Raw genomic sequence first — 22,918 nt, 5'->3', positions numbered from 1 at the left:
AAAATCTTTAGTCGCAGATAACGAAAAGCCGCTCCTTTATCCGGAGCGGCTTTTTATTGGATGAACCCCGTGAAAAAACTAGCTTTCCAAAGTTTTGGCGCCCACCTCTCTTTTTTCCTATTTCTTTTAGCTGCAGTTTATATCTTATGGCCAGGACTCTATGGCGCCTTCTATCTCGATGACTATCCTAATCTCGAAAGTCTCCCTGATGGTCAGGTAGGCTTGTCGTCCGCTTTAAGCTATTTAATAAATGTTCCGGTTGGTGGTAGTGGGAGGCCTTTATCATTTATTACCTTCTTGATGCAGTCAAGTAGCTGGCCAGAAAGTCCTTTTAATTTCAAGCTAGTAAACTTGATTATCCATATTGCGAATGGAACGCTGGTTTATGCATTAGCAATTTTGCTTAGCCAGATTGAGCTTGATCAAAATAAAGAAAAGAAAGAGAGTGTTTTCTTTTTTTGTGCTGTCGCCTCCTTTTTTTGGTTGGTTCTTCCAATCAATATGAGCACGGTGTTTTATGTCGTTCAGAGGATGGTTTTACTGTCAACTTTAATGTGCCTTGTTGCGCTAGTGGGCTACTGTTATCTAAGAGTAAATCGTGTTGCTTGGGGGAAGCGAGAGTATATTCTTGCAACTGGTTTCATCGCATTTGGCTATATAGGGATTTTTGCTAAGGAAACCGCTATTCTGGTTGGGTTGCTCGTGCTCGTTTTGGAATTTTCCATTTTTTCCCGATGCCGGCCCCAACTAAACAAGGCTTGGAAATCAGTTGTATTGATTTTTCCTTTTTTGACTGTTGTTATATATCTCCTGATGATCGGAAAGCTCTTTGGAGGCTATGGCTACAGAGAATTTTCATTAGGCGAGCGCCTTTTGGCTGAAATAATCATACTCTTTGACTATGTGGCCAAAATATTGTTTCCAACGAATGCCAGAATTAATCTCTACAACGATGGATTTCCTTACCGAGCTTTAATTGAGAGCTGGATAGTAGTTGGTATTTCCTTGATTGGTCTGGTATCCATTGTCGTAGTCGGTTTCATGACTCGCTATCGACTACTGTCCTTTGCAATTCTTTTCTTCCTTACTGGTCATCTGCTGGAGTCTACTGTACTGGCACTCGAGCTTTACTTCGAACACAGGAACTACTTACCTTCTGTAGGAATAGTTATTGCTGTTGCTCTTGGCGCTGGTCAGTTTTTCACTCGGCGCAACTATGATCGAAATCGACTGAGGGTTTTCGTCCAAGGCTCACTTATTATATGGGGTTGTTGGATTACGCTTGTAGGAGCGACGGAGGCGACTACATGGGGGGACCCGAAGAAGTTTGCAGTTGCCGCGGTGACAGAAAGGCCGGGTTCAATCAGAGCTCGACAGGAGTTTGCTGCCCATCTCGCGAATGAAGGCGACTATATGAGTGCGGCCAACGTTTTATATAGCGTTAACCAAGACTTCGGAAAATATGCTGGTACGTATGCACAGTTAATTCTGTTGCAATGTCTTGATGATAGAATTCCACTTCCTGAAAAGAAAGAATTCTTAAAGGTGTTCTCAGAATCGCGGTACGATCGAGGTGTTTTACCGGCCCTTAAAGAGGTCTGGAGGGTGATGAGATCCGGATCTGATGGATGTGGATACCTTTCTCGCGAAGACCTGATTTCGTATGTAGATATGCTTTGGAGAAACAGTGCTTACAAAGGAAGGAAAAATTTCAGTATATTGAAGTCGCTTATTTTTGCAGATCAGGGTTCCTGGCCAGAAGCGATTAAGGCTATAGAAAATATTCCAGATCGCATTCGATCAATCTCAGAGATTGTCCTGCTTGCTCGCTACCATGCTGCTGATGGACAGTATGATGCTGCACTAACCCTATTAGACGGGGCACAACGTAAAATCTCCGGGGAGCTTGAGTTCCTGGCTTACAGTAATGAAATTGAGCGACTGCGGGGACTTTTTCTTGTGAGTTCAGGCAGATTGGAAGAAGGAGTTAAGGATTGAAAGATTTTAAGGTTTCAGTGGTTATACCTGCCAAAAATGAAGCCGACTCGATTGGACGTCTGGTAGAGGCGCTTATCTCTAGTGGCCTTCAGGAAGAAGTGATAGTTGTGGATGACGGTTCATCTGATCTAACCGGAGAGATTGCCCTCGAGAAAGGGGCTGTTGTGATAACGAACCCATACTCCAAGGGCAATGGGGCAGCGATAAAAGCAGGTGCACGCGCTGCGAAAGGGGATGTCCTCGTTTTCATGGATGCAGATGGGCAGCATGATCCGACAGACATCCCTCGTCTGCTTGACGAACTATCAAAGGGGTTCGACCTCGTCGTGGGTGCTCGACAATCAGGCTCCCAGGCCACAATCGGTAGGGGAGTCGCTAATAAGTTCTATAACGGATTGGCCACTTACATGACCGGCCACAAGGTGGAGGATCTTACCTCTGGATTTAGGGCCGTTAACCGACATAAGTTTCTGGAATTTCTAAATCTTCTTCCTAATGGCTTTTCTTACCCGACAACATCAACAATGGCGTTCTTCAGGGCCGGATACAGTGTGGGATATGTACCTATTCATGCAGCAAAGCGCAAAGGTCAAAGCCACATTCGACCGATTAAGGATGGTATTCGTTTCCTTCTGATTATCTTTAAGATCGGAACTCTGTATTCACCTCTGAAGTTGTTTGTGCCTATATCATTTTTCTTGTTTTTATTGGGTGCGAGTTATTATGGGTACACATACTTCTCCTTCGGTCGATTCACGAATATGAGTGCTTTGCTTTTTACAACATCTTTGACCATCTTTTTAGTTGGCTTGGTTTCTGAGCAGATTACGTCCTTGATGTATGCTCGTGGAGATCAGGATGATGCTAGATAAGGCGGCGGTTGGTGGAAATTAACTTTTCGGAGTTTTAGGATTAGCCCTGTATTTCGAAAAAGAGACCTGTTTGGCATGATCCATATTCTAATCGGAACAAAAGCTCAGCTAATCAAAATGGCCCCGATAATGAGGGCCTTGCTGGATAGAGGGGTTGGTTATAATTTTATCCATACAGGCCAACATAGAGAGACTATAGAAGATATTCTAGCTGATTTTTCGTTACCTGATCCTGATTTTTATCTGGATAACGGTCCTGATATAAAGCAAAAAACTCAGGTTCCAAAGTGGATTTTCAATTGTCTGAAGCGGACTGGACAGTCGTCCTCATGCTGGAGTGGTAGAAAAAGAGGCGACAAGGATGTTGTGCTTGTGCATGGAGACACATTATCCACGGTGATAGGCGCCTTGGCTGCAAAACGTATGGGGTTTAAGTGTGGTCATGTTGAGAGTGGCCTTAGGTCATTCAATTTTTTGCATCCGTTTCCTGAAGAGCTGATCCGTGTAGCAACATTCAGGTTGGCTGACATCTTGTTCTGTCCGGGCGCAAGTGCGGTCAAAAATGTTGTGTTCCTTGAGAAAAGAAAAAAAGTGATTGACACCTTTGGAAATACAATGCTCGATGCCACGCGTCATGCAGTCCAGGCGTCAGTTTCATCAGTGCCTTCGAATTATGGAATAGTATCTATCCACCGTTATGAAAATATCTTTTATACTCAACGGTTGACTTGGATCGTTGAAAAAATTATTGAGCAATCCCGGCGTTATCCTATGATTTTTGTGATGCATCCGCCTACAGAGCAGCGCCTAAGAGACACTGGCCTATACGAAAAATTGAGCTCTGAGCCAGGCATTGAGTTAAGAAAGCGTTTCAGCTATTTCGAGTTTGCAGGGGTGTTAGCCAGAGCCCGCTTTCTCGTCACTGATGGCGGTAGCAACCAGGAAGAGAGCAGTTACTTGGGGCTGCCATGCTTAGTGATGCGAAAGAGCACTGAACGAACTGAGGGGGTGGGTAATAACGTTCTTTTATCGAATTATTCCGAGCGTTCTGTTGAACAATTTTTTTCCGACCCCGAGAATTATCGAAAACCTAGTCTCCTGAGTGATAAAAGCCCATCCGAGATCATCGTAAAGGATTTAGAGTCCTATTTCTGATTTCAAATCTTCCCATGATTCTTCCCAGTTGGGGAGGCAAACTTCAAGTTCGTAATGTCATATCTTTGCATACTTTAGCTGCTCTCTCCGTCCAGGTATGATTATGACGAAGCTTCTTCAGTAGTTCTTTTTGTTGTTTGATCAGCTCGGAGTTCTTTGCAAGTGTTGCAAGAAAGTCGGGTATCTCGTTTGGGTCCTTTATCCAGCCCAGCTTTTCTGAATCTACGATTCGTGCAGTTTCCCCTCCCGGGTTGCACAGAACCGGTAGAGCATGGCCCAAAGATTCATAGAGTTTGATCGGAACGGAGTAATCAAGATATGTTCCCTGGTCGCGAACGACAATAAATAAATCACTCTGCTCATATAGCTGATCCAGCTCGGCTCCACTCCGGTGGACGACGCTCACACGATCAGAAAGTAATGGAATGTAGATATCCTTGAGATGGTCCCATTCGCTTTCTCGACAACAAACCGTGAGGTTGGCAGCGTCTGTTTTACTCATTGCAGCCAAAAGTGGTCTTAAATCATAGTTTGGCGGTTTGATTCCGCCCACGTAAAAAAGTCTGATTGGCGAGTTTATGTTGGGGTCTCGGGGCTTTTCGGGGATTTCTGTTCCGGGAGGCAGAAATCTGACGTTCTTGAAACTGTGCATCCAGGGTAGAGCCCTGCCCATAGCTTCAGAGGGAAGGTAGAGTGTGTTCAGGTAACGAGTATGCCACCACCAGTCATACCAATGCAGAGGTATTGTGACCAAGCGGCCCCACCAAGGCAGCATCTTTTTATAGGCCTTGTCTCGCCAATAGACGTCCCTGTTAAATAGACTTACGGGGATGTTCCTTGAGTTGCAGAAGGCAAGAAAGCTGTGGTCTAAAAAGGGGTGAGTTGGAAGACGGTGTTCTTCAGACATCGCAAAGGGGATGGTCAAATTTTCCGTGTAGACGAAATCAAAACGCTTCCCCTCTTCTATCATTCTCCTCGCGCTATCCATGCTGGCTGAGCGTGATCTAATTTCTCCTGTGACCTCAAGTACGTTCACGCCCAACTTTTTGAAAGCCTGGAGCATCTTGTAAGGTCTGACCTGGCTTCCCGTCAGTCCGTTAGCCGTAATCGGCCGAGGATGATGGAAGATAATGTTCAATTCCGAGTAATCTATTGGCATGATACCCCTTGGTTCTCGCGTTGCCAGATGCGCGCGATGCTCCTCCGAATTCTCGGATCTTTTGTGGAATGACAATGCATACTACCGTTATAGAAATCCTGGTCAAGCGAGTGCGGCTTGGGTCATGGAGGCGCTTGGGCTGCCTGGTTTTAATTCTCGCTGATAAACAGATTTTTTCGTTCTTGTTTAATAGGCACTCCATTCAAGGGGATGGGGTGTTGAATGTCTAGGCTCATTTTACGATTTGATATCGATACAATTGCTTGTTTAAAGAAAGGCGTTCCTCCACTTCTGGCATTGGCCAGGCAAGAGGACCTGCCGATGACATTTTTCGCAAATCTTGGCAAAGCCGTGAATTGGTCTGGTGTGGTTCGTTCGCGGCTGGAACGAGGGGCCGCAGGAGCCATAAAAGCGGAAAGCCTGGCGGCCAGCAGTAAACTTGGTTGGCCGAGCCTCCTAAGGACAGTAATTATGGACCCCCTTGTTAGCAAAGTGGGGAGAAATGAGCTGAAAGATATAGAGGCTCAGGGGCATGATTTGGGACTCCATGGTGGGAAAAACCATTCAGCATGGCACCACGGAGCCAGGGAGTGGTCCGAAGCAAGACTAAGGACGGAACTGGACTGGGGAATTAAACGGATGGAAGCACTGGGGCTCAAAAGACCTAAGATTTTTGCATCACCAGGTTTTACCAACCCCGACATTCTGTCAGAGATATTGCGGGAGTTGGGTTTTAAAGCGGTCGCAGACCGTCACGGTTGGGCGCTCCCAGCTCTTGGGGATCAGGTCGAGGCTTCCGTGGCTCCCATTGAAATAACTACCGGGATGCTAGGAGAACCTGGAGCCATTGGGTTCGTCGAATACCTGGTTGCAAAGGGGCTTGATCCCAAAGATCTCCCAGATATCCTGGAAGAGTTTATAAACGCAAATCAGACGTACGTTTTATATGACCACCCATGCTTCAGCGGCGGTCAGGGGTACTTTATGCTGAAAGCTATTATCAAAACGTGGCAAAGTCTCGGGGGGCAGTTCGTTAAAATCTCTGATCTGATTAATTAGAGACTCCTCCAATCCTTGACAAGATCGCGGCCGATGATAGAAGACAATTTTTTCACATCTTCCGAGTAAAGCTCCCAAAGAATCCTGCGGGTCTCCTCATCCATTTCTGGATATTGTTTGCTTTCCTGTTTGCCTGCTTTGGGCTTTACCTGTTTCCCACGGGCTATTTGGAGAATAGGTTTCGTGATTACTGAGAGCTTGCCGTTAAGCAAGAGGTAGTAGAGGCCCGGGAACAAATTTCTAAGACGTGCCCCTGCCTTTGCAACTAGCTGAGAGGCGAAACTACTTGAACCACTGTTAATTTTATTTTTTGCGTCTTTGTAATCGGCATTCTTGGAATCTAATTCCAGAAACTTGAATAACCGCTCCAGTGTTTGCTGCGGATGTCGTTCGATATCCTCGTGAATCAGGAGCAGCATTTGATCTTCCTCAAAATATTCACGATATAGCTCTAGTTGACGAGCGTAAAATCCGGATTCCAGGACCCAGACATCGTTGAAATCCTCACCTCGCTTTGCCAAATCTGCCAAGGTCAACCCTGTGGGCAGCCGATGTCGAGAGTGCCAGAAGTGCGATTGTGCTCGTTCGATCGGATTGCGCAGTATCGCAATTAGCTTTGTGTCAGGTAAAAAACGGCTTATCAACGCTGGTGCATCGGGATCAGTTAGGTAATCCGCAGTTTTCTCGCCTACAAGGATATCTTTCGAAAAGGCTTGGAACTGCTCAAGATACCAGTCCCAACCCCTGTCAAAGTTGGTTTTTCCCTTTGGTGTGTTCGTGTCGAAAAAGTGCATGTCGTTGGCAAAGGGATCATCCTTACTTGTCACAACTGCAGCTGAGGGATGATTATCGAGATTCCTGGCAATATAGGTAGTGCCAGACCGTGGGGCTCCAATGATGATGAAATCAGGTCGTCTTGGTGAAACCATCAAACCTCAACCTCCTCATACAACTCCGGTACTTCAGCATCCCACCCAAACTTCTCGGCAATGCGCTTCCGCATCACATCACTAGCTACGATCTCCCCATGAGTCACATAAACCTTCTCCGGTTTCAGTGATCCCTGCCCAAGCCACTCCAGAATTTCGTTGTAATCCCCATGGGCAGACATTGAGTCCAAGTTGTAAATGTCAGCCTTCACCGGCCAATACTCGCCGTGAATCTTCACCGACTCTGCACCATTCACCAAAGCATCCCCCCGCGTACCAGGCGCTTGAAACCCCGCAAACACGATGCTGTTCCTTGGGTTTGGCAGCAGCGTCTTGAGATGGTGCAGCACCCGCCCACCACTGGCCATGCCGCTTGCGGAAATAATGATGCAGGGATACCGCACGGAATCCAGCTCAATCGATTGTTCCACCGTCCGCACAAACTCAGTTTTATCGTCAATCAGCTCACACTGGCTGGTGTTGAGCTTGTGTTCCTTGTGGTGTTTGCAGAAGATTTCCGTGGCTTTGATTGCCATCGGGCTGTTGAGGTAAACGGGCAGCTTCGGGATCCGCTTCTCGCTCATCAGCTTGTGCACCACATAAAGAAGCATCTGCGCCCGACCAACGGCGAAAGCTGGCATCAGCACAAGACCTCCGCGGCCGGCAGTGCGGGTGATGATTTCTTCCAGCTCCTTCTCCGGATCCACCTCGCCATGGGTACGGTCCCCATAGGTGGATTCGCACACCAGTACATCCGCCTTATTGATGGGTTCTGGCGGGCGCATGATCAGATCGTTCTGCCGGCCTACGTCGCCACTGAACACCACGGTGCGGTCAGCGACCTTGTGATGAACATGCACGCAAGAGGAACCCAGAATGTGGCCCGCGGGCGTAAACGTCACTTCAAAACCTTTCACCGGTTCGAACTTTTCATGGTAGTGCAGGGATTCGAAATGCTTCAGAGCCTCCCAGGCGTCCTTTTCCGTAAACAGCGGCTCAGGGTGTTCGTGTTTGGAGAACTTTTTGCGGTAGGCGTACTTGGCGTCTTCTTCCTGTAGGTAGCCTGCATCCGGCAGCAACACCTTGCAGAGCTCATGGGTCGCCTTGGTGCAGTAGATCTTGCCCTTGAAGCCGTTCTTCACTAACGCAGGAAGGTATCCGGAGTGGTCGATATGCCCGTGGGTCAGTACCACAGCATCAATCGTGGACGGATCCACCGGAAACTTCGCCCAGTTCCGCCGGCGCAGGGTTTTCACGCCCTGGTACATCCCACAATCCACCAGCATGCGGTGTTTCTCGTCCGAGAGCAGGTAGCGGGAGCCGGTGACGGTGCCTGTGCCGCCGAGGAAGCGAAGTTTCATGTTGGCGTCCTTGTTTCTGGTGAAGATGGGGGCAGATGAAGGATTTCATCAGACCCCTGGGGCCTAATTTGGGATTAGAAGAAAGCTTGCCTCTGTTCCCCACATGCAAGTAATACTATGGCCCGAAAATGGGGTTAGATGAAAGCCTTTGCCGTGGTGTGGTTGCTGGTCAACGGCACTCAGCCGGGTGAGATGGCGTTCCGGCCGGTGACGGCGTTGTGGATAATTGCTCTGTCGTTGATGGATATGGTGGCTATCATGATGCGCCGGGCCCGTAAGGGGCAGTCGGTGATGAACCCGGATTGGGGGCATTTGCATCACATTTGCATGCGGGCTGGCTTCTCCGGTAGGGAGGCGCTGATCATGATTACCGGGATTGGGCTGCTGCTTGCCGGTGTGGGGCTGGGTGGAGAGTATTTCCTTGTGCGCGAGTGGTTGATGTTCACCGGTTTTATTGGAGTTTTTGCGCTGTATGACTGGGGGCGTAGTCATGCGTGGCGGTTGATGGTGGTATTTCGGCGGCGCCACTACCAAGAGCGCGTTTGATTTCAATCTTTCACGGGTTTTTCTGAAGGCCAGAGCGTTGCTCTGGCCTTTTCTGTTAAAGGGAATACCTTTACCGCCGGTAACTGAAATACTGGCAGGAATGGCGTAGAATCTCGACATTTCTCCGTATTTTCTTGTTCCAGTGGCTTGCCTTCGGTTTGCAATGCGCTTGGTTGTTAGTGCCTCATTACACTGATGTTGGTTGGTGGGGCGGTAGCGTGCCTGAATCCTGAAAGGGAGAGTTGTCGAGATGAAAATACTTGTGACGGGTGGTGCGGGCTTCATTGGCTCCGCCGTCATTCGCCATATCATCAGAAATACGACGGATGAAGTGATTAACCTCGACAAACTCACCTATGCGGGCAACCTCGAGACCCTGGCTGAAGTGAGTGATAGTGAGCGTTATTGCTTTGAGCGTGTGGATATTTGTGATCGGGCGGAGGTTGATCGTGTAATCGAACAACATAATCCAGATTCGGTGCTGCATTTGGCGGCAGAGAGTCACGTCGACCGATCTATCGATGGTCCCGCGGCTTTCATAGAGACGAATATTGTAGGTACTTACACTCTGCTGGAAGCTGCACGCCAGTATTGGCAAACCTTGAGCGCGACACGCTCAGAGAAGTTTCGTTTCCACCACATCAGCACCGACGAGGTTTTTGGTGATCTTCCACATCCTGATGAAGTGCTCTCGCCCTCCGCATCAGAGAGCGGGGACAAGCTATCGTTGTTCACCGAAAAGACTGCTTATGCACCGAGCAGTCCGTACTCGGCCAGCAAAGCCAGTTCCGATCACCTGGTAAGAGCGTGGAAACGCACTTACGGTTTGCCTACGTTGGTTACCAATTGTAGTAACAATTACGGTCCGTATCATTTTCCGGAAAAGCTCATACCCTTGATGATACTGAACGCTCTGGACGGCAAGCCATTACCCGTTTACGGGAAAGGTGATCAGATCCGTGATTGGCTCTACGTTGAGGATCATGCCCGTGCGCTTTACAAAGTAGTAACAGAGGGCGTGCCAGGTGAAACCTACAACATCGGTGGCCGCAACGAGAGGCGGAATATTGAGGTGGTGGAAACTATTTGCGATATCCTGCAGGAACTGCGCCCAAGTGATAAGCCCTATCGGGACTTGATTACCTTCGTTCAGGACCGCCCCGGACATGACCGGCGCTACGCTATAGATGCGAGCAAGATCCAGCGAGAACTGGGTTGGAGCCCCCAAGAAACCTTCGAAACCGGTATTCGGAAAACCATAGAGTGGTACCTGAATAACCTCGACTGGTGCCAGCGCGTTCAGAATGGTAGCTATCAAAGAGAGCGCCTGGGCATGAGGTCCTGAGGTGGCTGGATTTCCGAGAAACAGCCGGGGTCAGATGAAAACCTTCATCTGACCCCTATTTAACGGCAGAGATAGAAAATACTATGAAGGGCATTATTCTGGCAGGCGGATCCGGCACACGTCTTTATCCCATCACACTGGGAACCTCCAAACAGCTGTTGCCAGTTTACGATAAGCCGATGATTTATTACCCGCTCTCAGTACTCATGCTGGCGGGCATTCGGGACATCCTGATCATCACCACCCCGGAAGACCAGGCTGGATTCAAGCGCGCATTGGGCACAGGTGAAAAGTTTGGCATCAATCTGAGTTATGAAGTGCAGCCAAGCCCGGACGGCCTGGCCCAAGCCTTTATCATTGGTGAAGAATTCATCGGCAGCGACAGTGTATGCCTGGTGCTGGGCGACAACATTTTCTATGGCCAGGGCTTCACCCCCAAGCTAAAGCAGGCTGCAGAGCGTACTGAAGGTGCCACCGTATTCGGCTACCAGGTAAAAGATCCGGAACGTTTCGGGGTGGTAGAATTCGACAAAAATAAACGCGCCATCTCCATAGAAGAAAAGCCACAGCATGCAAAATCCCACTACGCCGTAACTGGCCTCTACTTCTACGACAACAGCGTGGTAGATATCGCCAAACAGGTAAAGCCCAGCCACCGTGGTGAGCTGGAAATCACTTGCATAAACCGGGCCTATCTCGAACAAGGCAACCTGAATGTAGAGTTACTGGGCCGGGGTTTCGCTTGGCTGGACACCGGCACCCATGAAAGTCTGCTGGAAGCGGCGCAGTTTGTGGAGACGATTGAAAAGCGCCAAGGTTACAAGATCGCTTGCCTTGAAGAAATCGCCTTTAATCAGGGCTGGCTAACACCGGGTCAAATAAAAGCACAAGCGGCCCAGCTCAAGAAAAACGGCTACGGCGAATATTTGCAAGATCTTCTGGAAGACGCACAATGATTCCGGTCTCCAAACCTTTTTTCCCCAACCGGGAAAAGCTCAAAAGCTACATAGACGGCATTTACGATCGCCAATGGCTAACCAATAACGGCCAACTGGTACAGGAGCTCACCGAGCGGCTGGAAGAGTACCTTGGTGTTGCGAACCTGCTGCTTGTCTCCAACGGCACCTTGGCCCTTCAAATTGTCTATCGCACTCTGGGCGTGAACGATACGGCCCCTGGTGCACAGCCGGAAGCCATCACTACTCCTTTTTCTTTCATAGCCACCGCCAGCTCCCTGAAATGGGAAGGCGTGCAACCGGTATTCGCAGACATAGATCGGGACACCTGGTGCCTGAATCCGACCAACATTGAAGCGGTCATTACGCAGAATACCCGAGCCATCGTACCCGTACACGTATTCGGTAACGCCTGTAATGTAGAAGCCATCGACACCATCGCCCAGAAGCACCGCCTGAAAGTCATCTACGATGCCTCCCACGCCTTTGGTGTGAACTACAAAGGCGAGAGCCTACTCACACATGGTGACGCCGCCACTCTCAGCTTCCACGCCACCAAGCTGTTCCACACTGGCGAGGGCGGGGCGATTATTTTCAAACGCAAGGAAGACTTGGAGCGGGCGAAGAAAATGATCAACTTCGGCATCACCGGGCCGGAGAGCATTGAAGAGCTGGGCATCAACGCCAAGATGAATGAACTGCAGGCGGCGATGGGGTTGTGTGTGCTGGATGAAATGGAAGCAAACCTGCAAGCACGCAAACAAGTATGGCAGAGCTACCAGCTAGCAATGCCGGAAAATCTCCAGCTGCAGGCCCGGCATGAAGACCTTGACTACAACTTCGCCTACTTCCCGGTGGTGTTCGAAAGCGAAGAACAGGCCGTGCGTGTGGCTGCCACACTCAAGGAAAATGGAGTGCTGGCAAGGCGGTATTTTTACCCCTCACTGGAATCGGTGGCGTGCCTGGAAGCGCAGGTAGCGCAGCCGGTGTCTCAGGACATTGCTAGCAGGATACTGTGTTTGCCGATATACGCGGACCTTGAACCTGAAGTCCAGAACCGGGTGGTCCATCTGATAGAGGTGGAGCTAAAGGCATGAAGCTAGCGGTTATGCAGCCATACCTGTTTCCCTACATCGGCTATTTTCACCTCATATACGCCGCCGATCTATTTCTGATTTATGATGACGTTGCATACAAAAAGCGTGGGTTCGTCAATAGGAATAATGTCTTGGCTCCAAGCGGAGTGACGCGTTTTACGGTGCCTGTCCCCGGAGCTTCTCAAAATAAATTGTTCTCCGAGCTAGAATTTTCAGAAGACGTAGATAAGGTGCTTAAAACTATTGAGCATAGCTACTCCAGGGCCCCTTACTTTGAAAATATCTTTCCGATAGTTAGGGAAACCTTGAAGTTTCCAGATCGATCAATCGCATCCGTATGCAAGAAAAGCTTTGAAGAAATTTTTTCGTACCTGGATATCGAAAAGAATATTAAGAAGACGAGCGAAATCGATTATGGCCGCTCCGTGAATGCCCGTGATCGTCTGATAGCTCTATGCCAGCACTTCGGCGCAGATAGTTACATTAACGCACCAGGTGGGAGAAATTTATACAGCAAGCAGGATTTCCTCGAGAAAGGAATTGATTTGAAATTTGTTGACTCGTTGCCGGTGGAATATTACCAAGGCGGGGTGGAGTTCGTTCCAAACCTGTCGATCATTGATGTTTTGATGAACTGCTCGCCGGAAGAGGTGAAATCCTTCCTGCGGCGCTATGAGTTGGCGTAGTGAGCTAACGGAAGTCACATCATTTTTAATGGCAAATGAGTAACGTTATGGCTGAACAAGAAGAGCGATCAGAACAATTTTCGCGAGTGTCCGATCTCGAAGCTTTGCTAACAGAGTTGAATGGCAATCTTGCTGGTGCCAATGAGGGGTATTTGGCGAATTCATCAGAGCAATTTTCAAAAATGTTCATTGTCGGTCCGCTCCGTTCGGGTACTACGTTATTCACACAATGGCTCGCCAACACCGGCCTTGTCGCATACCCTACCAACATGCTGTCCCGGTTTTTCGGAGCACCGCTGGTAGGCGCAAAAATCCAGCAACTGTTGACGGACCCGCGTTACAACTTCCGCAACGAAATTCTGGACTTCAATTCGGACATCAATTTCAGCTCCGACAACGGCAAAACCAAGGGCGCACTGGCTCCGAACGAGTTCTGGTACTTCTGGCGCCGCTTCCTGCCGTTCGACGAATTTGATTACATGCCGGCCGAGGAGTTATGGCAAAAAGCCAATCTGGCCGGCCTCCGGGACGAACTGAACGCACTGGCGAACATCTTTAAAAAACCGTTCGCCATCAAAGCCATGATCATGAACCAGAACATCCCGGAACTGGCTGAACAATTCAATAAGCCCCTGTTCATTTGGATCCGCCGAAACCCGATCTTCAACATCCAGTCTGCGCTGGAAGCCCGAAAACGCCAGTACGGTGACATCAATACCTGGTACTCATTCAAGATCAAAGAATACCCGCACCTCAAAGACCTGAGCCCGTTGGAATCCGTCGCCGGGCAGATCGCTGCCATCAACCGCTCAATAGAACAGGGCATTGCCGCGTTACCAGACCACAAGAAGCTAGTGGTTCAGTACGAAGACTTCTGCCAGCGGCCGGAGTACTACTACAACGAAATTACCCGCCGGCTGATTGAGCAGGGTGGAGTGAGTGCGGAGCAGGTGCCGGCATACGCCGGGGAGGCAAGTTTTTCTAATACCAATCGTTGGCGATTAGAGGAGTATTCGCAGGAAGATGCGGAGCGAGTATACAGGCGGCCCGCCTCTACTGAAGCATGGCATTCACAGTGATAATCGTACTTAAGTGGACCGCGCCATGCAGGACATGAATCGAAAAATTGGCGTGGGTGTTCTCTGGAATTTGCTCAGCATGTTTCTGACTCGTGGTGCAACCACGATCTTCACCTTGCTTTTGGCTCGGTTTCTGGCTCCGGATGCTTTTGGCTTGGTGGCTATGTCAATGGTTGTTTTCGAAGTAGCCACGGTATTCATTACTTCAGGCCTTGGTACGGCACTCATCCGAAGCAAAGAGGTGTGTGAAGCCGACTTGAATACCGTTTTCTATAGTAATTTGGGCTTGAGTGTTCTGGCCTATATAGCTTTGTTTGGGGGCGCCCCCTATATTGCTGAGTTCTATGATCAGCCGGAATTAACGACATTGGTTCGGGTAATGGGGCTGGTGGTTTTCATCAATGCAACCAAGATCGTGCAAGGAGCCATTCTAAGTAGGAAAATGGACTTCAAATTGCAGATGAAGGGCAATACGGCTGGTGTATTAGTATCAGGTACTCTGGCAGTAGGGGCAGCCTGGAATGGGTTTGGAGTCTGGAGTCTGGTCATACAGATGTTAAGTGCGGCCTTGGTCTCGGGTATTGTTCTTTGGTTGGGGACAGGGTGGCGCCCAAGACTCCAGTTCAGTCGTGAGTCATTCAAGCGCTTGTTTGGTTTCGGAAAGGCCATACTTGCTGAGGGGATACTCGACAAGCTATTTCAGAACTCCTATGTGTTGGTGATTGGACGGTTCTTCGGTGCGGAGTTGACCGGTCTATACTATTTTGGCAGAAAGTTCAGCAACCTGATCTCAAGACAGCTCACAGGTGCTGTGCAAAGAGCAACTCTGCCAGCTCTGTCGACCTTACAAGACGATAACGTCCACTTAAAAAGAAAGTTTCGCCAAGTAATGCAGCTGATGATGGCTGTAATAGTGCCAATCATGGCGATCCTGGCTGGAGTTTCGCAGACATTGTTTTCGCTTCTTTTCGATGAGCGATGGCAAGGCGCAGTGCCCTTCATACAGGTTCTTTGCCTAGTTGGGATGCTATATCCTTTGCATTCACTTAATGTGAATTTGCTAAATGTTAAAGGTCGTTCGGATTTGATTCTTAAGATTGGCGTCTTCAAGAAGGTTGTAAACTTGACTTTACTTTTCTGTGCAATCCCATTCGGAGTTTTTGGCATTGTCGTCAGTCAGCTTATAGCCTCGATTCTGTCCCTGGCTCCTAATACCTATTATTCTGAAAAGCTTGTTGGGTACACTCTTTCCGAACAGTTATCTGATATTTGGAAGCCGATCCTGTCTTCTATATTTGCCGGTGGTTCGGCTTGGCTGGTATCACAGGCTGGGCAAAACGCGGAGTGGGTCTGGTTTATTTTGGGTGGATGTTCGGGACTTTTTGTCTATTTTATCGTGTCTATAATTGTAAGGATGGAAGCCGTTTATCTTTTAGCAAGTAGAATGCCATTGTGGAGAAGGACCTGATCATTTTTTGGCTATTTCAAATTCATAATTTTAAGGTATTTTAGAGTGGCATTTTTTTTCTTGATGTGTTCAGAACGGTCTGGAAGCAACCTTATTTCTAAGCTTATGAATGGTCATGAAAATATTTGTGGGCCGTCTACAAAGCATATTATTAACCCTGTTGCCAGAAATCTGTTTCGCTATGGTGACTTGAGTGATACTGAGAACTGGAAAACGCTGCTCTCAGATATTGAAAGACTGCTATCAGTAGAGTTTTCTTTTTGGAAGAGGAACTTTTCTTTCGAAGATCTTGAGAACATTTCTCCTGTGGGTGACATAAAGTCACTGATCCAGAATATCTTTCTCGAAGAAGCCAGAGCTAATGGAAAGCAGCATCTGTTCGTCAAGGAAAATCATGTTTATGAATTTCTCCCTTTTTTGATGACCAACTTCCCTGAAGCAAAATTCGTTTATCAAGTTAGAGATCCAAGAGATATGGCTCTCTCCTGGAAGAAAAACTCAGATCATCCTGGAGGTGCAGTTCAGGCTGCTCACCAGTGGAAAAAAGATCAACAGCAGAGCCTCAAGAACCATCACCTTCTAGCTACTATGGGCAAATCCCATTTTGTGAGGTATGAAGACTTGACCTCAAATAGTGAGCATGAGGTGAAAAGGATTCTTGATTTTCTTGGAGTTCCATTTGACCAGAAAATTTTTGAATTCCACAAGGATGAAATTACCAGAAAGAACGCCAGGATGCAGAAAGCTTGGGGGAATCTTGAGCAGGGCGTTATTTCTAATAATAGTCAAAAGTATAAGAGCGAACTAGCTTCTGACGAAATTTTGGCGATTGAGTCAATCTGCAGGTTTGAAATGAAGCACCTTGGGTATGAGCTCGAGAATTCTTTCAGCGCTTTGGAATCCGTATCAAAAGAATGGTTGGAAGAGTTGCAGGAAAGAGAGCTCCGGGAAGTTATTTTGGATCGTTCAGATGGAGTTAAAGAAAATATGGCCGCGAAAACGGTATTCTATCAGCGATAACTATATATAGGATTTGGAACTGACCTATGTTCGAATTCTCAGTCGGCCAAGACGCTCCTGAACCACTGAAAGCACCGACGAAAGAAGAAATTATTTCAGGGTGGAAGTCCGATGAGTTGATAGTGAGTGTGATATGTGCTGCATATCAGCATGAAGAGTTCATAGAAGACGCATTGAACGGTTTCTTGGCTCAGGAGACAGACTTCAGGTTTGAGATAATTGTAAGGGACGACTGCTCTTCTGACCGAACTGCAGAGATTATCCGGGAATATGAAAAAAAATATCCAGGGATCGTTCGAGGAGTTTATGAACCCTTCAACAAATGGCCCACGGTAAAAGCCGGAGCGGTTTTAAGAAAGGAAGCGGCCGGAAAGTATGTAGCTCAATGTGATGGTGACGATTATTGGATCGACCCGAAGAAACTTCAAAAGCAAGTTGATATTCTTGAACGTGAAGAGGATGTTGTTCTTGTTAAAACAAATGCCTTGTGGGTTGACAATGGCTTGGTGACGGCAACACGCGTTCCGGGCGGAACCAGAACAAATATGTTTCGAAATGATATTAAAATTCCGGATAAATATACAAAATTTATTTATTTTGGGGATGTCTATTATCAAGCATATTTAGGCAAAAGGGGTAGGTTTGCCTTTCTTGATGACACGACGGCAGTTTGGAGGAAACACTCTGGTGGTGTATTTGGAAGTATGACTGGTGACAATGAGCGTGTTTTGAACCTTCATCGCTCCCAGACACAAGCCTGGATTTCTCAGCAATTCTTCGATGACGGTGATCGCGATGCTGCAAACAAACATATGGCAGCCTCAGTTCAGTGTTTTCTCAGGGCCATGAAAGGTTCCGATCTCGCGGCGGTATTTGGCAAGTTGATTTATTTGGCCGTGAGAAGGTCTGGCGGGAAGGTTCTCAGAAAATTGCGCTTGAGATCTTAGTTTTGTAACCGGGTTGGGGGGAGCCGTTTTCTTCATCCAATTACAGGGTTGATCACTGAATATATGAGTAAATTGTATGCAAATTCTTAGTTTAATAGGTCGGGATCGCGAACTTTTTAGTCGTGATGTAGAAAGCTGTGAAGACCAGCTCCGTAACATCGTCAGTAGCTCCCGTTTTCTCGTTCTCGGCGGTGCTGGCTCCATAGGCCAGGCAGTTACCAAGGAAATCTTCAAGCGTAGCCCGGCCAAGCTCCACGTGGTGGACATTAGCGAAAACAACCTGGTAGAGCTGGTCCGCGATATCCGGAGCAGCTTCGGTTATATCCCCGGAGATTTCCAAACCTTCGCCTTGGATATCGGTTCGGTTGAGTACGATGCCTTCTTCAAGGAGGACGGAGGCTACGATTACATCCTTAACCTCTCCGCCCTCAAGCATGTGCGCAGCGAAAAAGATCCTTACACGCTGATGCGCATGGTGGATGTAAACGTCTTCAATACCGATAAAACTCTACGACAGGCTGCAGAATCCGGGGCCAAAAAATACTTCTGTGTGTCGACAGATAAGGCCGCAAACCCGGTGAACATGATGGGTGCTTCCAAACGCATCATGGAAATGTTCCTGATGCGCAGAAGCCTGCAAATGGACATTTCCACCGCACGGTTTGCCAATGTCGCCTTCTCTGATGGCTCCCTGCTGCATGGCTTCAACCAGCGCCTGGAAAAGCGTCAGCCGATTGTGGCGCCGGATGACGTTCGCCGTTACTTTGTTACTCCGAAAGAGTCCGGTGAGCTGTGCCTCATGTCATGCATTTTCGGCGACAATCGGGACATCTTCTTCCCAAAACTCAGCGAAGAACTTCATCTGATCTCGTTTTCTGACATCGCGGTGAAGTACCTTGCAGAAAAGGGCTACGAGCCGGTTTTGTGCAGCGATGAAGACGAAGCCCGGGAATTGGTGAAAACGCTCCCGGAGCAAGGCAAATGGCCTTGCCTGTTTACCTCCAGCGATACCACTGGTGAGAAAGATTTTGAAGAATTCTTCACCGATCAGGAAACTCTGGACATGGCTCGTTTCGAGAATCTCGGCATCATCAAGAACGAGGCAGAATTTGACGAGCAATTGCTGGCCGAGTTTGAAGAGCGGATTAGCGCGATGAAGCGAGATCTGGTCTGGAGCAAACAGGATCTAGTGGACCTGTTCTACCGCATGATTCCCGATTTCGGGCACAAAGAAACCGGCAAATATCTCGACAGCAAAATGTGAGGCAGCTTTGAGCGACCAACTGATCCGGTTTGTCAGAGACTATTTCGGAACCAACGAGTTTGTCCCGCTCCACGCCCCGGTGTTTCCTGGCCGTGAGAAGGAATACGTGGCCGACACCATCGAGTCCACCTTTGTATCCAGTGTGGGCGCTTATGTGGACCGGTTCGAGCAGGATATGGCCAGTTATACCGGCGCTCCCAAGGCTGTCGCCACGGTCAACGGAACGGCAGCCCTGCACATTGCGTTGAAGCTTGCCGGGGTAGAGGCGGGTGATCTGGTGATTACGCAGCCGCTTACCTTTGTTGCCACGTGTAATGCTATCGCCTACTGCAATGCCGAGCCCGTCTTCATCGATGTAGACCGGGAGACGCTGGGGCTATCTGCCAAGGCGCTGGAAGCCTGGTTGGAAGAGCACGCACAACTGGATTCAGAAGGCGTATGCCGCACCCGCGCAGACAACAAAGTGGTTCGGGCCTGTGTGCCCATGCACACATTCGGCCATCCTGCGGATCTTGACGGGCTGGTTTTGATAGCCCGCCGCTGGAACCTCGCTTTGGTCGAGGATGCGGCTGAATCTCTGGGCAGCATTTATAAAGGCAAACACACGGGAACCTTTGGTGTGCTCGGTACGCTCAGCTTTAACGGGAATAAAATCATGACCACCGGTGGCGGGGGTATGATCCTGTCTGGCGAGGCGCTGGCCGCTCGCGCCAAACATCTGACCACCACAGCCAAGAAGCCGCACTCCTTCGAATACATTCACGACGAATTGGGTTATAACTACCGGTTACCGAACCTGAACGCTGCAGTAGGATGTGCCCAGCTGGAGCAGCTGGAAAACTTCATTGGGGCCAAGCGCGAGTTAGCCGTGGCTTACCAAGCGTTTTTCTCAGGCACAAACCTGGATTTCGTGAAGGAGCCTGCAGGCTGTCGGTCGAATTACTGGCTGAATGCTGTTATCTGCGAGGACAAAGCCCACAGAAACGAGTTACTTGAAATCACGAACCAACAAGGGGTGATGACCCGGCCCATCTGGGCGTTGATGAATCATCTGACTATGTATCAGAGCTGTCGTCGTGGTGATCTCAGTAATGCGGAGTGGCTAGAAGCCCGGGTGATTAATTTACCAAGTAGCGTAGTGACCAAGTGACGTTGACGAACCAAATAGGCATTTTCGGAACATCAGGCATGGCAAGGGAGGCCGGTGATATTGCGTGGGCACTGGGTCTTGAGCCTATTTACGTTGCTCGGGATGAAGCCGAATTGCAGGCCTGGAGTTTTTCAGCGCAGGTGGTGGTGGAGCAGGATGTCGAGCAATACTCAGACATGCCGTTTGTGATTGGAATTGGCGAAAACTACATTCGCAGAGCTGTTGCCGAGCGCTTTAAAGATTCGCTCCAGTTCATCAATCTGATTCACCCAAGCGCCACCTTTGGTTGCGGTCAGCGAGACATGATTGAACGCTGCAAAGGCACTATCGTCGCCGCTGGCGCGCGTTTCACTAGCGGAATAGCCGTTGGGGATTTCTGCATCTTCAATCAAAACATTACGGTTGCCCATGATTGTCTTGTGGATAGCTATGTCCACATGGCTCCGGGCGCCAACCTTTCCGGCAATGTCCATTTGAAACAAGGCTCCTGGGTGGGAGCGGGTGCCGTGGTTAATCAGGGAAGTAATTCAGAGAAACGTGTGGTCGGCGAAAATACCATGGTGGGCTCCGGTGCGGTGGTCATTAAAGATTGCGAAGCCAATGCTGTGTATGCAGGTGTTCCTGCCAAGAGGATCAAATGAAGACGCTTATTATTGCTGAAGCCGGCGTAAACCATAACGGTGATATGGGGCTGGCCAAAGAACTAATTGCGGCTGCGGCAGAAGCCGGCGCGGATCTGGTAAAGTTTCAGACGTTTATTGCTGCGAATATTATCTCCCGAAGTGCGCCCAAGGCAGAATATCAGAAAGGCGCAACTGATCCTCAGGAGTCGCAACAGGAGATGGTTCGCAAGCTCGAGTTAACCCGCGAGAATCATCTGGAATTGATGGCTGAATGCAAAAAACAGGGTATCGGTTTTTTCTCCACCGCCTTTGATAAAGACAGCATCGATTTACTCGAAGAGTTGGGTGGTACGGAGATAGTTAAGGCCCCTTCCGGCGAACTAACTAACCTCCCATATCTACGCTACCTGACGCGCCAGGGAAAACACGTGCTGCTATCTACTGGAATGGCAGATCTGGGCGAGATCGAAGCCGCGATCAATGTGGTGGAGCAGGCTGGTACCTCCAGAGATAACATCACCGTTCTGCACTGCACCACCGAATACCCCACGCCCATGGAAGATGTGAATCTTCGCGCCATGGTCAACATTGGTAAGGCGTTCGGGGTATCCGTGGGTTACTCGGACCACACGCCGGGTATTGAAGTGCCCATCGCCGCGGTCGCGCTGGGTGCCACCGTGATTGAAAAACACTTCACCCTGGACCGCAATTTGCCGGGGCCGGATCACAGGGCCAGCCTGGAACCCGATGAGCTGAAAGCCATGGTGCAAGGCATCCGGAATATTGAAACGGCGCTGGGGGATGGGATCAAACGACCCAGCTCCAGCGAACTCAAAAACAAACCCATTGCTCGCAAATCTCTGGTCGCGGCTCGCTCCATCAAGGCCGGCGAACGGTTCAGTGAAGATAATCTGATGGCCAAGCGTCCGGGCACGGGCATTTCGCCCATGCAGTGGGATGACGTGATTGGTCGCACTGCGCCTCGAGATTTCAGCGAAGACGAGTTGATCGAACTATGACTCGCAAGGTTTGTGTGGTTACCGGTACCAGAGCCGAATTCGGGTTGTTACGTTGGCTGATGGGCGAGATTCAAAATCACCCCCAGCTGGAATTGCAGGTTGTTGCGACGGGTATGCATTTGTCGCCCGAGTTCGGTTCCACCTACCGCGAAATCGAAGAAGCCGGCTTTGAGATTGATGCCCGAGTGGAGATGCTTCTGAGCTCAGACACCAACACCGCGGTGACCAAATCCATGGGTCTTGGCGTAATCGGGTTTGCCGATGCCTACGAACACCTGGCGCCGGATATCGTGGTATTACTGGGTGATCGCTTCGAGATATTCGCCGCCACCTCCGCAGCCATGATTGCCGGCGTACCGGTTGCGCACTTGCATGGTGGAGAGACTACTGAAGGCGCTTTTGATGAGGCCATCCGACATTCCATCACCAAAATGTCTCACCTGCATTTCGTGGCCGCAGACGAATACCGCCGGCGAGTGATTCAACTTGGAGAGCACCCGGACAGGGTGTTCAACTTCGGCGGTATGGGTATCGATGCCATCAAGCGCATCGAGCTGCTCAGCCGTGAAGAACTGGAGCGCTCCCTGGAACTGAGCTTTGGCGAAAAGAACCTGCTGGTGACTTTTCACCCGGTAACCCTTGAAGGCGGGGCCAGTTCGGCTGCCCAGATGGGCGAGCTGTTGGCTGCTTTGGATAGGCTGGGCGATACCACGTTGATATTTACCATGCCGAATGCCGACACCGGAGGTAGGGAGCTCAGTGCGATGGTACGGGAGTTTGCCCAAAGGCACCCACATGCGAAGGTGTATACGTCGCTTGGCCAACTCCGCTACTTCTCCTGCCTGGCGCAGATCGACGGCGTGGTTGGTAATTCCTCCAGTGGCTTGGCAGAAGCGCCATCCTTCAATATCGGCACCGTGAATATCGGTGATCGCCAGAAAGGACGACTTAAAGCGAGCAGCGTGATTGACTGCGAGCCGAACCGTGAGGCTATTCAGGCGGCCCTGGAAACACTCTATTCGGCCGACTTCCAGACCAGTCTTGCCGCTGTATCTAACCCTTATGGCAATGGAGGTGCCAGTGAAGCGATCGTCAAAGTACTTGCGGAATACCCTCTGGAAAACATCCGCAAGAAACAGTTCTACAACCTGTCAGCAAATGACTTCTCCTGATCCGCGGAGCAAT

21 protein-coding genes are annotated in these 22,918 nt (G+C 49.3%); 18 read left to right on the top strand and 3 right to left on the bottom strand.

What is annotated here, in order from left to right:
• Positions 1-69: 69 nt before the first annotated feature.
• The 3 genes from ACQUTG_RS00180 (at position 70) to ACQUTG_RS00170 (ending at position 4,025) form a co-directional block, all read left to right on the top strand.
• The gene (locus ACQUTG_RS00180; protein WP_428917480.1) at positions 70-1,998 is read left to right on the top strand and encodes a hypothetical protein; all 1,929 of its coding nucleotides are present in this window, start codon (positions 70-72) and stop codon (positions 1,996-1,998) included.
• On the top strand, positions 1,995-2,870 hold the full coding sequence (locus ACQUTG_RS00175; protein WP_428917479.1) for a glycosyltransferase family 2 protein: 876 nt from the start codon (positions 1,995-1,997) through the stop codon (positions 2,868-2,870). The genes ACQUTG_RS00180 and ACQUTG_RS00175 overlap by 4 nt, the downstream gene beginning before the upstream one ends.
• A gap of 75 nt (positions 2,871-2,945) precedes the next feature.
• Positions 2,946-4,025 carry a UDP-N-acetyl glucosamine 2-epimerase gene (locus tag ACQUTG_RS00170; protein ID WP_428917478.1) on the top strand — a complete coding sequence of 360 codons (1,080 nt, stop codon included), beginning with the start codon at positions 2,946-2,948 and terminating at the stop codon, positions 4,023-4,025.
• A 43-nt stretch (positions 4,026-4,068) separates the two neighbouring features.
• Here the strand turns inward: ACQUTG_RS00170 and ACQUTG_RS00165 are convergent, their stop codons facing one another.
• Positions 4,069-5,184 carry a glycosyltransferase gene (locus ACQUTG_RS00165; RefSeq protein WP_428917477.1) on the bottom strand — a complete coding sequence of 372 codons (1,116 nt, stop codon included), beginning with the start codon at positions 5,182-5,184 and terminating at the stop codon, positions 4,069-4,071.
• A 222-nt stretch (positions 5,185-5,406) separates the two neighbouring features.
• Between ACQUTG_RS00165 and ACQUTG_RS00160 the strand changes: the two genes are divergently transcribed.
• Positions 5,407-6,243, top strand: coding sequence for a polysaccharide deacetylase family protein (locus ACQUTG_RS00160; RefSeq protein ID WP_428917476.1), 837 nt, complete (start codon positions 5,407-5,409; stop codon positions 6,241-6,243).
• On the opposite strand, the gene ACQUTG_RS00155 is transcribed toward ACQUTG_RS00160, so the two are convergent.
• Positions 6,240-7,172: a sulfotransferase family protein gene (locus tag ACQUTG_RS00155; RefSeq protein WP_428917475.1), complete on the bottom strand. Its 933-nt coding sequence runs from the start codon at positions 7,170-7,172 to the stop codon at positions 6,240-6,242. The two genes, ACQUTG_RS00160 and ACQUTG_RS00155, sit on opposite strands and share 4 nt — an antisense overlap.
• Positions 7,172-8,533 (bottom strand): MBL fold metallo-hydrolase, encoded by a 1,362-nt coding sequence (locus ACQUTG_RS00150; RefSeq protein WP_428917474.1) that lies wholly within the window; start codon positions 8,531-8,533, stop codon positions 7,172-7,174. The genes ACQUTG_RS00155 and ACQUTG_RS00150 overlap by 1 nt, the downstream gene beginning before the upstream one ends.
• 138 nt (positions 8,534-8,671) lie before the next feature.
• Here ACQUTG_RS00150 and ACQUTG_RS00145 point away from each other — a divergent pair, with 138 nt between their 5' ends.
• The 14 genes from ACQUTG_RS00145 (at position 8,672) to neuC (ending at position 22,905) form a co-directional block, all read left to right on the top strand.
• Positions 8,672-9,079, top strand: coding sequence for a hypothetical protein (locus tag ACQUTG_RS00145; RefSeq protein ID WP_428917473.1), 408 nt, complete (start codon positions 8,672-8,674; stop codon positions 9,077-9,079).
• 250 nt (positions 9,080-9,329) lie between these two features.
• Positions 9,330-10,424, top strand: a complete 1,095-nt coding sequence (gene rfbB / locus ACQUTG_RS00140; protein WP_428917472.1) for a dTDP-glucose 4,6-dehydratase — start codon at positions 9,330-9,332, stop codon at positions 10,422-10,424.
• 83 nt (positions 10,425-10,507) lie between these two features.
• Positions 10,508-11,380 (top strand): glucose-1-phosphate thymidylyltransferase RfbA, encoded by an 873-nt coding sequence (gene rfbA / locus ACQUTG_RS00135; protein ID WP_428917471.1) that lies wholly within the window; start codon positions 10,508-10,510, stop codon positions 11,378-11,380.
• Positions 11,377-12,477: a DegT/DnrJ/EryC1/StrS family aminotransferase gene (locus ACQUTG_RS00130; RefSeq protein ID WP_428917470.1), complete on the top strand. Its 1,101-nt coding sequence runs from the start codon at positions 11,377-11,379 to the stop codon at positions 12,475-12,477. Before rfbA ends, ACQUTG_RS00130 begins: the two co-directional genes overlap by 4 nt.
• Positions 12,474-13,163 (top strand): WbqC family protein, encoded by a 690-nt coding sequence (locus ACQUTG_RS00125; protein WP_428917469.1) that lies wholly within the window; start codon positions 12,474-12,476, stop codon positions 13,161-13,163. The genes ACQUTG_RS00130 and ACQUTG_RS00125 overlap by 4 nt, the downstream gene beginning before the upstream one ends.
• 47 nt (positions 13,164-13,210) lie before the next feature.
• Positions 13,211-14,242, top strand: a complete 1,032-nt coding sequence (locus ACQUTG_RS00120; protein ID WP_428917468.1) for a sulfotransferase — start codon at positions 13,211-13,213, stop codon at positions 14,240-14,242.
• Positions 14,243-14,267: 25 nt separating this feature from the next.
• Positions 14,268-15,710, top strand: a complete 1,443-nt coding sequence (locus ACQUTG_RS00115; RefSeq protein ID WP_428917467.1) for a lipopolysaccharide biosynthesis protein — start codon at positions 14,268-14,270, stop codon at positions 15,708-15,710.
• Positions 15,711-15,755: 45 nt separating this feature from the next.
• Complete coding sequence (locus ACQUTG_RS00110) at positions 15,756-16,730, top strand: sulfotransferase family protein (RefSeq protein ID WP_428917466.1); 975 nt, start codon at positions 15,756-15,758, stop codon at positions 16,728-16,730.
• A gap of 26 nt (positions 16,731-16,756) precedes the next feature.
• On the top strand, positions 16,757-17,677 hold the full coding sequence (locus tag ACQUTG_RS00105) for a glycosyltransferase (protein WP_428917465.1): 921 nt from the start codon (positions 16,757-16,759) through the stop codon (positions 17,675-17,677).
• A 76-nt stretch (positions 17,678-17,753) separates the two neighbouring features.
• Positions 17,754-18,941, top strand: a complete 1,188-nt coding sequence (locus ACQUTG_RS00100) for a UDP-N-acetylglucosamine 4,6-dehydratase (RefSeq protein WP_428917464.1) — start codon at positions 17,754-17,756, stop codon at positions 18,939-18,941.
• 7 nt (positions 18,942-18,948) lie between these two features.
• On the top strand, positions 18,949-20,091 hold the full coding sequence (locus ACQUTG_RS00095; RefSeq protein WP_428917463.1) for a LegC family aminotransferase: 1,143 nt from the start codon (positions 18,949-18,951) through the stop codon (positions 20,089-20,091).
• Complete coding sequence (locus tag ACQUTG_RS00090) at positions 20,088-20,732, top strand: hypothetical protein (protein ID WP_428917462.1); 645 nt, start codon at positions 20,088-20,090, stop codon at positions 20,730-20,732. Before ACQUTG_RS00095 ends, ACQUTG_RS00090 begins: the two co-directional genes overlap by 4 nt.
• Complete coding sequence (neuB, locus tag ACQUTG_RS00085; RefSeq protein WP_428917461.1) at positions 20,729-21,733, top strand: N-acetylneuraminate synthase; 1,005 nt, start codon at positions 20,729-20,731, stop codon at positions 21,731-21,733. Before ACQUTG_RS00090 ends, neuB begins: the two co-directional genes overlap by 4 nt.
• Positions 21,730-22,905, top strand: coding sequence for a UDP-N-acetylglucosamine 2-epimerase (gene neuC / locus ACQUTG_RS00080; protein WP_428917460.1), 1,176 nt, complete (start codon positions 21,730-21,732; stop codon positions 22,903-22,905). The genes neuB and neuC overlap by 4 nt, the downstream gene beginning before the upstream one ends.
• Positions 22,906-22,918 lie beyond the last annotated feature (13 nt).

The sequence above is a fragment of the Marinobacter sp. DUT-1 genome, from assembly GCF_050379415.1.
In the GTDB taxonomy this organism is placed as follows: domain Bacteria; phylum Pseudomonadota; class Gammaproteobacteria; order Pseudomonadales; family Oleiphilaceae; genus Marinobacter.
The sequence above is the reverse complement of the archived record's forward strand: the minus strand, read 5'-3'. Positions and strand labels throughout refer to the sequence as shown.